Annotated in this window: 9 protein-coding genes and 1 pseudogene; 3 read left to right on the forward strand and 7 right to left on the reverse strand. The window is 49.8% G+C overall.

Annotated elements, in window-relative coordinates; translation table 11 throughout:
- Positions 1 to 25 precede the first annotated feature (25 nt).
- On the forward strand, positions 26 to 445 hold the full coding sequence (locus BJP58_RS14510) for a bactofilin family protein (RefSeq protein WP_071222492.1): 420 nt from the start codon (positions 26 to 28) through the stop codon (positions 443 to 445).
- A gap of 133 nt (positions 446 to 578) precedes the next feature.
- Here BJP58_RS14510 and BJP58_RS14515 read toward each other — a convergent pair whose 3' ends face one another.
- Complete coding sequence (locus BJP58_RS14515) at positions 579 to 1,352, reverse strand: ABC transporter permease (protein WP_233355078.1); 774 nt, start codon at positions 1,350 to 1,352, stop codon at positions 579 to 581.
- Complete coding sequence (locus BJP58_RS14520; RefSeq protein WP_194544465.1) at positions 1,345 to 2,262, reverse strand: ABC transporter ATP-binding protein; 918 nt, start codon at positions 2,260 to 2,262, stop codon at positions 1,345 to 1,347. Before BJP58_RS14520 ends, BJP58_RS14515 begins: the two co-directional genes overlap by 8 nt.
- Positions 2,263 to 2,845: 583 nt before the next feature.
- On the opposite strand from BJP58_RS14520, the pseudogene BJP58_RS14525 reads away from it, so the two are divergent.
- A pseudogene (locus tag BJP58_RS14525) lies at positions 2,846 to 3,037 on the forward strand (helix-turn-helix domain-containing protein); the annotation flags it as partial.
- A gap of 111 nt (positions 3,038 to 3,148) precedes the next feature.
- Here BJP58_RS14525 and BJP58_RS14530 read toward each other — a convergent pair.
- On the reverse strand, positions 3,149 to 4,075 hold the full coding sequence (locus BJP58_RS14530) for an LCP family glycopolymer transferase (protein ID WP_194544466.1): 927 nt from the start codon (positions 4,073 to 4,075) through the stop codon (positions 3,149 to 3,151).
- A gap of 407 nt (positions 4,076 to 4,482) precedes the next feature.
- Positions 4,483 to 4,845, reverse strand: coding sequence for a hypothetical protein (locus BJP58_RS14535; RefSeq protein ID WP_194544467.1), 363 nt, complete (start codon positions 4,843 to 4,845; stop codon positions 4,483 to 4,485).
- A 259-nt stretch (positions 4,846 to 5,104) separates the two neighbouring features.
- On the opposite strand from BJP58_RS14535, the gene BJP58_RS14540 reads away from it, so the two are divergent.
- On the forward strand, positions 5,105 to 5,473 hold the full coding sequence (locus BJP58_RS14540; RefSeq protein WP_076324736.1) for a helix-turn-helix domain-containing protein: 369 nt from the start codon (positions 5,105 to 5,107) through the stop codon (positions 5,471 to 5,473).
- A 90-nt stretch (positions 5,474 to 5,563) separates the two neighbouring features.
- On the opposite strand, the gene BJP58_RS14545 is transcribed toward BJP58_RS14540, so the two are convergent.
- The 3 genes from BJP58_RS14545 to BJP58_RS14555 form a co-directional block, all read right to left on the reverse strand.
- The gene (locus BJP58_RS14545; protein WP_179090689.1) at positions 5,564 to 5,710 is read right to left on the reverse strand and encodes a hypothetical protein; all 147 of its coding nucleotides are present in this window, start codon (positions 5,708 to 5,710) and stop codon (positions 5,564 to 5,566) included.
- A gap of 322 nt (positions 5,711 to 6,032) precedes the next feature.
- A complete protein-coding gene (gene gltB / locus BJP58_RS14550) occupies positions 6,033 to 10,628 on the reverse strand; it encodes a glutamate synthase large subunit (RefSeq protein WP_194544468.1) in 4,596 nt (1,531 codons plus the stop codon).
- A gap of 849 nt (positions 10,629 to 11,477) precedes the next feature.
- Positions 11,478 to 13,745: a YhgE/Pip domain-containing protein gene (locus BJP58_RS14555; RefSeq protein WP_194544469.1), complete on the reverse strand. Its 2,268-nt coding sequence runs from the start codon at positions 13,743 to 13,745 to the stop codon at positions 11,478 to 11,480.
- Positions 13,746 to 13,849 lie beyond the last annotated feature (104 nt).

The raw sequence follows: 13,849 nt of genomic DNA on the forward strand, positions 1-13,849 counted from the left end.
CATTCTTGATGAGGAGGAATATAATATGAAAAAGAAAAACAAGAACAAGCGGGCTTCAGAGCGAACGGATACGCTGATTGGGCCGGGAAGCGAAGTGGAAGGTGTGCTTCAATGCGAAGAAAACCTGCGGATTGATGGCCGCTTTAACGGCTCCATCGAAAGCCAAGGCTGTGTCACGATCGGCGAAGAAGCCATTGCACGCTCCAATATCTCCGCTCGGGAGGTCATCGTGGCCGGCAAGGTGTATGGCGATGTAACGGCAGAAAACAAACTGACCATTACGCCTACGGGACAAATGTACGGGGATGTTTACGCCGCTTCCCTGATCGTTATGGAAGGCGGACTCCTGAATGGAGCAAGCCGGATGGACCATCCAACCTCCAATCAAGATGCTGCGGAGTCAACGGACACCACACTGCCGCTTCAGCGTTCGGAAGCAGGTTAACCTAAGCGTATGGACGACCACTCGAACCCGGCAGTTTTATATAGAGCGGCTAGTTCTTTCAGCCGGCATAATCAAAGAGCCCCTTCCCATCCATGTTCACACGGGCAGAAGGAGCTCTTTTCTTATTCATAAATTAAGCTGCAACGTCTCTCCTCGTAAAGGCCAACCAAGAGATGAGCATGAACAACAGGCTATAAACAACCAGAATCGTGATGGAGAAACCGAGCCCAACTCCCCCCGGTCCGACCGGCGACTGAATGTAACCGCTCAGGTCGGTGTGGAGAAAGAGTAAGTACTTCGCCCATGCAAACCGCTCCGGATTAAAGATAAAGCCGAAAATATCCTTGGTGAACAGAACCAGCAGCGATAAGCCAATCGCCAAACCGCCAGAACGAAACACCGTAGAAAGCATAAACGCAATCAGCGAGATGACCAGCGCCTGGGTCGTATCGGTCAGCAGGAGAAGCAGCGAATTGTTCATCGAAGATCCCTCGAATCCGCCCGACCATCCGGTATTTCCGGAGAATAACAGCAGCGACATAGCGATCCCTACCACAGCCGTGATTCCTGCACAGAGCAGACCGAATAGAAGCAGAGCGGTGAATTTGGACAACAGAATCTTCCCTCGGCTCCACGGCCGAATCAGCAGCAATTTGATGGTCCCTCCGGCAAACTCCCCTGCCACGATATCCGCTGCGATGATCACCGTGAAGATCGTACTCAGGTAGATGGTGAAACTCTCCGTCCATGTGAATACGGTCCAGACATCCATTGGCGCATTCGTAAAGTACAGCATGGCAGGCATGGCCACATTAAACAAGAGAAGAATCGCCAGCATGACCCATGTCCGTACGCGATAGTAAATTTTCATATTCTCATTGGCTACAAGACGGGTAAAGTTATTCAACAACGAATCCCCCTCCCGTCATTTCCAAGAATTGATCCTCAAGGGACCGGGTCACCGGCTGTATGGCATAGACCCGTATGCCGGCTCCGACCAATGTCGCGTTGATATCCGCAATCATATTCTCGTCACCGCGGACAATGATTCGGTGATCGCGGGCCGACGCTTGAAATTCTTGGAGCAGCGCCGCCGCTGCTTCCGCGTCATTGACGGTAAATGCCGTCTCTTCAAACACACGCTCTCCCTCAGCCGTCCGCAGCTGCCGGATATCAATCAGCTTGCCGTGACGTATAATGCCAACGGTATCACACATCAGCTCCATCTCGGACAGCAAATGACTGGAGACAAATACGGTCGTCCCTTCCTCCTGCGTCAATCTGCGCAAATAATCTCGCAGCTCCCGAATGCCCTGCGGGTCCAAGCCATTCGTAGGCTCGTCCAGGATCAGAAGCTTCGGCCGGTGCAGCAGTGCCTGCGCCACGCCGAGTCGTTGACGCATCCCCAGCGAATAGGTCTGCACTTTCTCATGAATCCGATTCCCTAGCCCTACGAGTTCCACTACCTCTTCGATACGCTCCTTGGTAATGCCCTGCATCATGCGCGCATAATGCTTCAGGTTGTTATAACCAGACAAAAATTTATACATCTCCGGGTTCTCGACAATCGCGCCAATCTGGGCGGCTGCCTGCTCATAATTGTTCCGTATGCTGTAACCCCCGATGGTAATATCCCCTTGAGTAATAGACATCAGCCCGACCATCATCCGAATGGTCGTTGTCTTGCCAGCCCCGTTCGGTCCAAGAAACCCGAAGATTTGTCCAGATGGAATATCTAAAGTCACATTATCCACCAAAACCTTGGACGAGATTTTCTTCGTAACCCCGAGCAGTCTTACCAGCGGTTCCTGCTTCATGTAATCTATTCTCCTTTGCCCTTGTATCATGCAATCTCCACAATTATACAATACTAGAGCAAAGGACAAAATTGTTGAATGCATGACCCCTATATTGCTGTTAATGGAGCCGTCTACTCGCGATGCACCAACAAAGCCGATTGACACGACTTGCAGACTCCCGCCGGAACATTATGCTTATAGAATCCGGTTTTATACAAGCTGTGGCTTTGTGCAATAGGAAGCATCCGACAGCAACTGACGCAATACATCATCACTTCTTTCATCCCGTCATCTCCTCTTTCGGGATAGATGCATCTATATCTATGCACAGTATGATACAAAATGTATCCACTACAAAAATTCTATATAAATTGTTACTCTTTGTCAAACCTAAATCAAGCATACTATGATGAGACTACAGGACCTGGGATAACCATGATAATCGGAAAGATAAAGATACATTTTTTTCTAAATTTTTAATTAATGATACAATATGTATTGACGATCGATGGAATTTAGGATACATTTTGTATCATATTAGATATTTTATACGATATAGGTTTCCTCTAAATTAATGGAACCTGTAGAGAGGTGATTGTGAATGTCATATGGATCTCGCATTGCAAAATTGCGGGAGCAAAAAGGTTGGACCCAGGAAGAGCTATCCGAACGTATTGGTATCAGTCGGGCTTCTTTATCACATTATGAGAAAGATCGCAGAGAACCAAACTTGGAAACGCTAACAAGATTAGCGGACGTATTTCAAACCACGATTGATCAAATCATTGGAAGATAGTCTGTTCAATCCCCCCACTCAAAAATTATCAAAACAACCTAAAACTTCGATATTCTACTCCACACACAAAAACCCCCTCTACTCAAAAAGGGGGTTTTGTGTTACGAGTCATTCCATATACGCTTGTAACGTAGACGTTATCTTTTCTCGTTCTTGATCACCGACGATATAATACCAAATTCCATTCATTTTTTGTCCATGGCCTGCGATTTCAACCTGCTCAACCTTTTTCAGTTTTTGACGGTACTCTGTTACAAACATCTTCATCTCTTCAAACGAAATATCCGTTTTGACGCTGTTCCCAATGTTATCCAGAAGTGATTCCAGTTTAAAGACCGTCGAAATCCTTATCAACTTATTTAAGATCCCCTTCAGAACCTCCCGCTGCCTTGCATTCCTGCCTAAATCCCCTTTAGGATCTTCAAACCGCATACGCGAGAATGCCAATGCTTCCTCACCGTTTAAGTTCAACTTCCCCTGATCAAAGTCATAGCCCGCATATTCGAACCGCATATGGTTATCCACGGTAACTCCACCCAATGAATCTACAATGCTGGAGAAGCCCTCCATGTCCACTTTAATGTAGTAATCGATAGGGAATTGCAAAAAATTCTCCACGCTGCTGATCGACATCTCAACGCCCCCAAAGGCATAGGCATGGTTAATTTTATCCACCGTTCCATGTCCTACGATATCAGTCCTGGTATCACGTGGAATATTAAAAATAAGTACTGACCCCTTTGCAGGGTTTACTGCCATTAATATCATGACGTCGGATCGTCCACGATCATAGGGCCTTTGGTCTACACCCAAAACCAGAACAGTAAATGGATCAGCGTCCTTCATGTTTTTCTCTCCGACCTGAATAGTCGTCCGGTCATGTACGAATGTTGGAACTACAGGCGAGGGCTCCCGCTCTTCGTAAATCCGAACTGCTGTCGACTTAATGGATTGATACGTATACAGAAGATAAGCTGAAGGCAGCAGTATAAGAATAGCCAGCAGCCACAGGACCCATTTCCTTGTCATTTTCATCCAGTGATGCCTCCATTGCGTTGACCTTATACTGTCCCGTTAAAGGTCGATGTTGAATCACGACTTAAAGAATACATAAATACAGTGAAATCATCTTGAACAAAGATAGATTAGGAGAAGGGAAACCAGCAGAAAGATGTATCGAGGATGTTTCATGATTACAATGAACTAAATATACAACTCCGATTCGAGATTAGTTACAAATCTACATATGAAATTATACGATGAAGTCTCATTATTAATAGGAGAAAAACAACGATATTCTAAAACCTATCCCACATCATGCATACGGATTTAAGGTAAAAGAACTAATGACCAAGCAACATAAATATAGTAGAATAGCAATAAACCATGATAATGATGCATCGGGATTCCCTGTTCGCTGCAGGCAATCCATGAATTACGTTTCAGTTATAGAGACTCATTTTATTCGACTCGCTGTGACTGAACATCATTCGGTTCAACATACCCACGATACGGGTCTTTTTATCGCCGTCTGTATGGAATTCAGTATGATACAATTGGCGTCCATAAAAGAGCCCCCTTGATTCAATGTGGCCCGAAAGCAGAATATGATCCACATTATCGTCAATTTCGTAACCCAATATAATATTAGAATGAATCGGTATTTCCCAAGGACATAGGAATACAAGACCACTGGGCAGCAGCTCTAGCGGTGTAACGGAATGACTTTTCCCATGAATGGTTAATTGCCCGATCTTCATGACTTTAATCCTTACCGTAATTTGGTGTTGCCGTTCTCGTAACATTGGAGGTCACCCATCCGCTCCTTATTATAATTTTTTGGTATGGGACATTTCTGCACTGGATAAAATGATACTAACTGTACCCAAACCTTTACAATGCAGATACAATATGTATCTCATTAATGTTTATAATACGATACACATTGTATCTAGTCAATAAAAAGTAGTCTTTTTATGTTTATAATAAATCGGCAATTTCGTCTTATAGATCTATCCAACTAGCTTCTATAGATACAAAGCCATTCGAAAGGGGGATCAATGCGTGAACTACGGAGAACGAATATCAGAATTACGTGAACAGCATGGTTGGACTCAGGAAGAACTCGCTACCTCTGTCGGTATTACACGTGCTGCACTATCCCATTATGAAAAAAATCGGCGCAAGCCTGATTTCGAAACATTGACCCGCCTGGCAGATCTGTTTGACGTATCCATAGATTATCTGATCGGGAGAACGACACAGGAAAAAACGGTGCTAGATGCGGAGGTTCGATCATTTGTGGACGGACTTGAACTATCCGATGAGGATTTATTGGAACGCTTTAACCTTACGGTGGACGGTCGTAAGCTAACCGAAGATGAAGCCAAGCGATTCATTGCATTTGTTCGCATGGAACGAGCCATGAAATAATGCTCATGCCTAAGAACTACAAAATCCCCGCCATGTAGGATACGCTCATCACTACATGCCGGGGATTTTTTTGCCTTCGTAAGATCATATTTAATCTTTTCGTAATTCCTCCATTTGCAGCCATTTATCAGGATGGATTCCCAATTGAGTCATGAGCTTATTGATGTCGATGTTCGTTTTCTGCTGGTCAAGCCGCTGCTCGGTGCTTCCGGAGCCTCTCTCCTTGTCCACACTCATTTCCACAACTACCTCGCTTATCTATAATTTCCTCTCCATCCCAGCTGCCAATACTTGTTGAAATTACCATGTATATAGCAACAACCTACTAAACAACTTACTTACCAATATTATAACGAACGAATCCACATGATGCTGTCGTCTTATGGAGCCTTTGTCCTATGCTTCCGGTTCTAATTTTGTCGAATTTTCTTTTGGAATATTTTGCTGAAAAGCATAATTTCTAAAAACAATACCATCGTAACTTATTTATATATGAAAAAAAACCACATTGCATTCATTAAAGAACACAATGTGGTATCAGCTGATCTCTCATCAGATGTTAGTTCCCTGTACGAGCCAACTCTTTCATATTTGCTTCAAATGCGGCGAGAAGCGCAGCTTCACCTGCCAGCCCTTGGTCTTGAGCCTTCTCGATATGCAGCAGCATGCGTTTGTAATCCTTCGGAATGATACGGACAAAGCGGCTCAGCGCCTGATCCCAATCCCCCAGAATTTGCTGTGCAGGCACACTGCCCGTGTACTGCTCATGCTGCCGGATAAGATGATGGAGTGCTTCCGCTTCTGCTGTTTCCTCTACGCGCTCAAGAAGTACCATTTCCAGATTGCAGCGATCCACAAAAGTTCCTTCAGGATCATAGACGTAGGCAACCCCACCGGACATACCGGCCGCGAAGTTTCGTCCGGTTTCACCGAGAACGACTACCCGGCCGCCGGTCATGTATTCACAGCCATGATCGCCGACGCCTTCAACCACAATGCTCGCACCCGAGTTACGAACGGCAAAGCGCTCGCCGGCAATGCCTCTTACGTAGGCTTCGCCGCCTGTAGCACCATAAAACGCGGTATTACCGGCAATGATATTCTCCTCGGCTTTGAAGGTTGCTTTCGGTGACGGCTTCACGATCAGTTTGCCGCCGGAAAGGCCTTTACCGATATAGTCATTCGCATCTCCTTCAACCGTCAGTGTCATCCCTTTTGGCACAAAGGCACCAAAGCTCTGGCCTGCGGACCCCACGAAGTTAAAACGAATCGTGTCTTCCGGCAGTCCGGCAGCGCCGTATTTGCGCGTGACTTCACTGCCCAGAATCGTACCCACTGCACGATCCACGTTTGTGATTGGGAAGGTGCCTTCCACCGCCGCTCCCGATTCCAATGCAGGCGCAGCGCTGCCAAGCAGCGAACGCATATCCAGCGTTTCTTCCAAGCCATGATTCTGTCTTTGACTGCGATAGCGAGTGCTGCCTTCCGGAAGCTCCGGCGTATACAGCAATGCGGAGATATCCACGCCTTTCTTCTTCCAGTGATGATCCGCTTTGACGGCATCCAGGCAGTCGGTACGTCCAATCATCTCATTAATGGTGCGGAAACCCAGCTCTGCCATCAGCTCGCGCATGTCTTGAGCGACAAAGCGCATAAAGTTGGCAACATGCTCCGGATCTCCTGTAAAGTTCTTACGCAGCTCCGGATTCTGAGTGGCTACGCCAACCGGGCAGGTGTCCATTTGACACACACGCATCATGATACACCCGATGGCAACCAATGGTGCCGTAGAGAACCCATACTCTTCGGCTCCAAGCAGAGCCGCTACCACCAAGTCGCGTCCGTTCAGCATTTTGCCATCTGTCTCGAGCACGACCCGGTCACGCAGATTGTTCATGATGAGCGTCTGATGGGTTTCGGCAAGGCCAAGCTCCCAAGGCATACCGGCATGACGGATCGAGCCTTGCGGCGAAGCCCCCGTACCGCCATCGTAACCGCTGACCAGAATGATATCCGCGCGGCCCTTCGCAACACCTGCAGCGATCGTGCCCACACCCACCTCGGATACGAGCTTCACGTTGATATCCGCACGCGGATTGGAGTTCTTCAGGTCGTAAATAAGCTCTGCCAAATCCTCAATGGAGTAGATATCATGATGCGGCGGCGGCGAGATCAGGCCAACACCCGGCGTCGAACCGCGAACCTCGGCTACCCAAGGATACACTTTACGGCCCGGGAGCTGTCCGCCCTCGCCCGGCTTCGCGCCCTGCGCCATCTTAATCTGGATTTCGTCTGCGTTCACCAGGTAGTTGGAGGTTACGCCGAAACGTCCCGAAGCCACCTGCTTGATGGCGCTGCGGCGGGAATCGCCGTTGGCATCCGGAATGAAACGGGCCGGATCCTCTCCGCCTTCACCCGTATTGCTCTTGCCTCCGATGCGGTTCATCCCGATCGCAAGGCTCTCATGCGCTTCCTTGCTGATCGAGCCGAATGACATCGCGCCCGTCTTGAATCGGCGCATGATGGATTCTACGGATTCAACCTCATCCAGTGGTACCGGCTCGCCGACCGGCTTAATTTCGAGCAGTGAGCGCAGCGTAAGATGCTGCTCATTCTCACCTTTCACAAGCTCTGCGTATTTCTTGTAGGTTGCGTAGTCATTGGTGCGGACAGCCTGCTGCAGCAAATGGATGGTCCTCGGGTTGAACAAATGCTCTTCCCCGTCAGCTCTCCATTGATATTCGCCCGCTGAATCCAGCGCTTTATCGTTCCCGTCCTTATCAGTAAAGGCACGCTCGTGATGAGCCAGGGTTTCCTTAGCCACTTCTTCAAGACCGATCCCCCCGATCCGGGACGGCGTCCGTGTGAAATAGCTTTCTACGAAATCTTCTTTGAGGCCGACAGCCTCAAAGATTTGGGCTCCGCGATATGATTGGATCGTGGAAATCCCCATTTTCGATAAAACTTTAACGACGCTCTTGCTTGCCGCTTTAATGTAATTCTTCACGGCTTTCTCATGCGAGATCCCGCGAAGCATGCCTTCCGCAATCATGTCATCCAATGTTTCGAACGCCAGATACGGGTTGACCGCGCTCACGCCGTATCCGAGCAGCAGGGCGTAATGATGTACTTCGCGAGGCTCACCGGATTCAAGCAGGATCGCCACCTTGGTCCGGGTTCCCTGACGGATCAGATGATGGTGGAGTGACGATACGGCAAGCAGCGATGGAATCGCTGCATTATCTTTATCCACCCCGCGGTCCGACAAAATCAAGATGTTATGACCCTTGGCAATAACCCGGTCCGCTGCCTCGCAGAGGGTATTGATCGCTTGACGAAGCCCTTCTGCTCCTTCCGCTGCCGGGAAGAATATCGGAATGGTCATGGACTTGAAGCCGGGACGGCGAACGTGGCGCAGCTTCGCAAAATCTTCATTCGATAGCACCGGCGAATCCAGACGGATGTGACGGCAGCTCTCGGGCTCGGGCTTCAGCAGATTGCGCTCCGGACCGATCGTTGTTGCCGTTGAAGTGACCAGTTCTTCACGAATCGCATCAATCGGCGGGTTCGTCACCTGGGCGAACATCTGCTTGAAGTAGTTGAACAGCCGCTGCGGACGGTCGGACAACACCGCAAGCGGTGCATCGTATCCCATGGATGCGACAGCTTCCGCACCCGTGATCGCCATCGGCTCAATGACTTTGCGCAGCTCCTCATACGTGTAACCGAAGGCTTGCTGCAGCTGACGTACATTTTCATGCTTCGGATCCGGCAGCTCCGGCGCGTCAGGGAGATCATGAAGCTCTACCAGATGCTCATCCAGCCATTCAGAGTACGGAAGTTCCGCGGCGATGCTTGCTTTGACCTCTTCGTCAGAGATGATCCGGCCTTCCTTCGTGTCAACGAGCAGCATCCGGCCAGGACGCAAGCGGTCCTTGTACAGCACGTTTTCCGGCGGAATATCCAGAACGCCCGCTTCGGAGGACAGAATGATCAGATCATCCTTTGTTACATAATAACGGGATGGACGCAGTCCGTTCCGGTCCAGGGTAGCCCCGATCTGAACGCCGTCCGTGAACGCCATCGCAGCCGGGCCGTCCCATGGCTCCATCAGCGTGCTGTGGTATTCATAGAATGCTTTTTTGGTCTTGTCCATGCTCTCATGGTTGCTCCATGGCTCAGGGACCATCATCATGGCCACATGCGGCAGGGAACGACCGCTGAGATACAGGAATTCAAATGTATTATCGAACATCCCGGTATCGGATCCGTCCGGGTTGATGACAGGTTTAACCTTCTCGAGATCGCTTCCGAACAGTTCATGCTCGAACAGCGATTGACGGGCGTGCATCCAGTTTACATTCCCGCGCAGTGTGTTGATCTCGCCGTTGTGAATCATGAAGCGGTACGGATGCGCGCGTTCCCAGCTTGGGAACGTGTTCGTACTGAAACGGGAGTGAATCAGCGCAATAGCGGATTCCAATCCCTCTTGCTGCAGATCCAGGTAAAATTCCCCTACCTGCTCCGTCGTTAACATGCCTTTGTATACGATCTTCCGGCAGGACAGGCTGGATACATAGAAGCTGTCGCCTTCGGGCTTGCCGCTGTAACGGATAGCCAGCTCGGCGCGGCGGCGGATGACATACAGCTTGCGCTCAAACGAGAGATCATCCTGAATGTCGGAGCTTCGTCCGATGAACACTTGGCGGACGTACGGCTTTGCCGCTTTTGCCGATTTACCCAGCATTTCATCATGCGTCGGGACATCGCGGAATCCAAGGAGGGTCTGGCCTTCTTCAGCAATAATCGAAGCCAACTGATCCTCATGGGCCGAACGGACGGCAGGGTCATGGGATAGGAACAGCATGCCGGCACCATAATGCCCGGCTTCCGGAAGCTCAAAGCCCAGCTTCGCTGCTTCGGCGGAGAAGAAGGAGTGAGGAATTTGCAGCATAATCCCAGCGCCGTCACCGGAGTTCGGCTCGCTGCCCTGTCCGCCGCGATGCTCCATATTGGCAAGCATGGTCAGCGCGCTGCTAACGATTTCATGGGATGGCTTACCTTTGATATGGGCAACAAAACCCATACCGCAAGCATCTTTTTCAAACTGCGGATCATAGAGGCCCTGTTTCTGGGGAAAATCAGTATGTTTCATAAGATGCAACCTTTCTTTGTATAGAATAAAATGCTGCTGATCAATAACAGAAAACATAAAGTGCGTGTTCAAAAAGGTCGGTTTTCAGCACCGAGAAGATTGGATGAAGCTAGGGACTGAGGAGTGGAGCGTACGTTTTTGGTACGTGAGCACCGGAAGGCCCGGCTGAATTCAAGATTCGATGCCGAGTGGCTTCCTGATTCATTTCGTGATAGATATAGGATTTATAAGTTATCAACGGAGTTGATGAAATTCTATATCGCAAGAAAACCTACTTCTGAATCGCGGTCGCCCAGCCTTGAATTTGCCTCGATTGGTTTCTTATCAAAAGCGGACTTTTTGAACAACCTATTAAAGGTTGGACATCAATCCTCTCCTGCAGCGGACACACTGTCATGAGGTGATGCAGTATTGTGCAAAAGCGGCAAGGGGTAACATTTACCTGACACGTAAGATTTATTAGTTCTATATATTTTATCACCGTCATACAGTGCAGGCAATTCAAAGTTTTTATGAATTTGATAAGAATTGTTTTTATGAGAGTTATCACAACACACAGTTAAAACTTATGTAGAATAGTGCAAAAAAACATGCAAATAAAACATTCCGAACAGGCGTTTTTGTTCACCTTATCTCATTTTCAAAACCATCCGCTGGTCTTTTCCCTTCAACTTCTCTCCAACGGGAGAGGCAAGTGATCATCATCACCATGATCCAATATAAGATGATGCAACTCTAAGGTTGGTTCTCCATGCTCCCGCTACGCCCGAGCATCAAAAAAAAAAGACTTCCCCGAGATCTGCTCGACCTTCGGGGAAATCCTCTTCCTTCATATAATAGATATCTTGCTTATGCAGTCAACGCTGTATCGGTGTCTGCTGCTTTCTTGTTGTTTCGGGTAGCCAGGAAGTACACGGCGGTCAGAGCCAGGAATACGAGACCGAATCCGGCCAGTACACCCACATTCGCCCACATGCCGTCGAAACTTCCTGTGGATATGACGTCCTTGTAGCCTTTTACGCTGTAAGTCATCGGCAGCAGCGGATTCAATGCCTTCATCCAGTTCGGAATCAGCTCTACCGGGAACGTGCCTGCGCTTGTAGTCAATTGGAGGATCAGGATAACGATGACGACGAAGCGTCCAGGCTGATCCAGCCAGGTTACAAACATTTGCACCAGGAACATGAACGACAAACTCGTGATGATGGAGAAGAGATAGAAGAGTGGAACGCTCTGCACCTCAAGCTTCAATCCGTACAGCATAACGACCGATGCCAGCAGCGCTTGAATCAATCCCATTCCGGCAAAGGAAAGCGTACGGCTGACAAACCGGTTCCAACCCGATGCGTTCGGTACCGATGCTTCGCGGATCGGCAGGATAATCGTACAGAGCAAGGCTCCGACAAACAAACCGAGCGACAGGAAGTATGGCGCGAATCCCGTACCGTAGTTCGGCACTTCGTTCACCTTGTGCTCTTCAACCTGTACCGGTCCGGCAAACATGGTGACCGTTTCGTCAGTTGTTTTGATATCGCCTGTCTTGTCGGCAGCCTCGTTCAGCTTGCCTGCAAGCTCTCCGCTGCCTTCCTTCAATTCATTCATCCCGTTTACCAGCTCACCGGCTCCGGAATCCAGCTTTTTCGAGCCGTCGGCTAGCGTTGTAACGCCATTTCCGAGCTTGCCCGCTCCTCCTGCAAGCTGCTGCGTCCCTTGCGAAAGGGTGGCAGCTCCGCTTGCGAGCTGTTTACCTCCAGCTGCCGCTTCGCTCAGCTTCGTGCCGAACAGCTTCATGCCGTCAGCCAATTGGCTTTGGCCGGCGCTCAGCTGTTTGGCACCTGCCAGCAGCTCTTGACCGCCAGCTGCGAGCTGTTTGCCGCCTTCAGCCAGCTGACTCGCTCCCGCGCTCAGCTTGCCGGCGCCTTCCTGCAGCTGCAGCGTGCCTTGATTCAGCTCGGCTGCGCCTTGTGCGAGCTGTTTCTGGCCGGCATTCAGCCCGCTTGTGCCGGTGGCAACGGATTGGCTCGCTGCCAGCAGCTGCTGAACCTCCGGACTCTGCGCCAGCTCCGGATTGCTTTCAGCCAGCTTCTTCAATCCGTCTGCAACGGCCTTAGCGCCTTGCTCCAATGAAGCCGTAGCCTCCAGCGATTGATTCAGCCCGGCTTTCAGGCTGCTGCTGCCTTCATGAGCGCTTTTCGCGCCTGCCGCAAGCTGGGAAGCCCCTGCTTGGTTGGCTTGCAGGCCTTCATTCAGAGTGGTGCTGCCGGCAGCGGCAGATTCAATTCCCGCTTGCAGCTTGGCACCGCCCTTGCTTGCTTCCTCAGCTCCTGCTTGCAGCTTGCTGTGACCCGCTTTAAGCTGATCCAAGCCGGAAGCGAGCGTACCCGCTCCTGCGTTCAACTTGCCTGCACCGTTATTCAGCTCCTGCACGCCTTTGGTCAAAGGCGCGATTCCATCCTGAAGCTCCTGTGTGCCGCTGACGAGTTTAGCCAGATTTTCCTTCAGCTTCACGGCACCGTCATCCAGCTTCACGGCACCTTCGGATATCTTGGTTGCACCGTCTCCCGCTTCGCTCAAGCCATCGGATACCTTGGCTGCTTGATCGAACAGGGTTTCCGTATAGGCTTCCGTCACTTTCGCGGACACCTTGGACTGAATCTGCTTCACCGCAGATCCGCCGATCTGGGCCGCCAGGAAGTTGTAGCCTTCATTCGGCTCAAATACGATCTGCGCAGGCTGCGGATGTTCATCCATTAAAGTTGTCGCCTGCTGGGAGAAATTCTCGGGGATGCTGATGGTCATGTAGTACTTGTTATCCTGCATGCCCTGCTCCGCTTCCTGCCGATTAACGAATTGCCAATTAAAATCTTTTCCCTTCTTCAGCTCGGCAACCAAATCCTCGCCGGCGTGCAGCGTCTTTCCTTCAAAAACAGCGCCCTGGTCGTTATTGACGACCGCAACGGGCAAATCCTCCATCTTGCCGTACGGGTCCCAGAAGGCCCCGAGGAACATACCGCTGTACATGACCGGTATGAACAGCACCGCGATGATCGGAATCAATATTTTTTTATTCCGAACGGCAGCGCCAAGATCTTTTGCAAATACAGATAATGACTTCATCCCAGTCTCTCTCCTTTTTTTCTCTAGATAACCAGCCGACATGAATCTGCAGCATGGCAGATCACATTCCAGTACAGAATGACCAATATCCTCAATCAGTCAGT

The sequence above is a fragment of the Paenibacillus sp. JZ16 genome, assembly GCF_015326965.1.
In the GTDB taxonomy this organism is placed as follows: Bacteria; Bacillota; Bacilli; order Paenibacillales; family Paenibacillaceae; genus Paenibacillus_AQ.

Coding starts and splice junctions, on each gene's coding strand:
- BJP58_RS14545 (WP_179090689.1), bottom strand. CDS start 5,710: ATGAGTGTGGACAAGGAGAGAGGCTCCGGAAGCACCGAGCAGCGGCTT.
- BJP58_RS14535 (WP_194544467.1), bottom strand. CDS start 4,845: ATGTTACGAGAACGGCAACACCAAATTACGGTAAGGATTAAAGTCATG.
- BJP58_RS14555 (WP_194544469.1), bottom strand. CDS start 13,745: ATGAAGTCATTATCTGTATTTGCAAAAGATCTTGGCGCTGCCGTTCGG.
- BJP58_RS14510 (WP_071222492.1), top strand. CDS start 26: ATGAAAAAGAAAAACAAGAACAAGCGGGCTTCAGAGCGAACGGATACG.
- BJP58_RS14530 (WP_194544466.1), bottom strand. CDS start 4,075: ATGAAAATGACAAGGAAATGGGTCCTGTGGCTGCTGGCTATTCTTATA.
- gltB (WP_194544468.1), bottom strand. CDS start 10,628: ATGAAACATACTGATTTTCCCCAGAAACAGGGCCTCTATGATCCGCAG.
- BJP58_RS14520 (WP_194544465.1), bottom strand. CDS start 2,262: ATGAAGCAGGAACCGCTGGTAAGACTGCTCGGGGTTACGAAGAAAATC.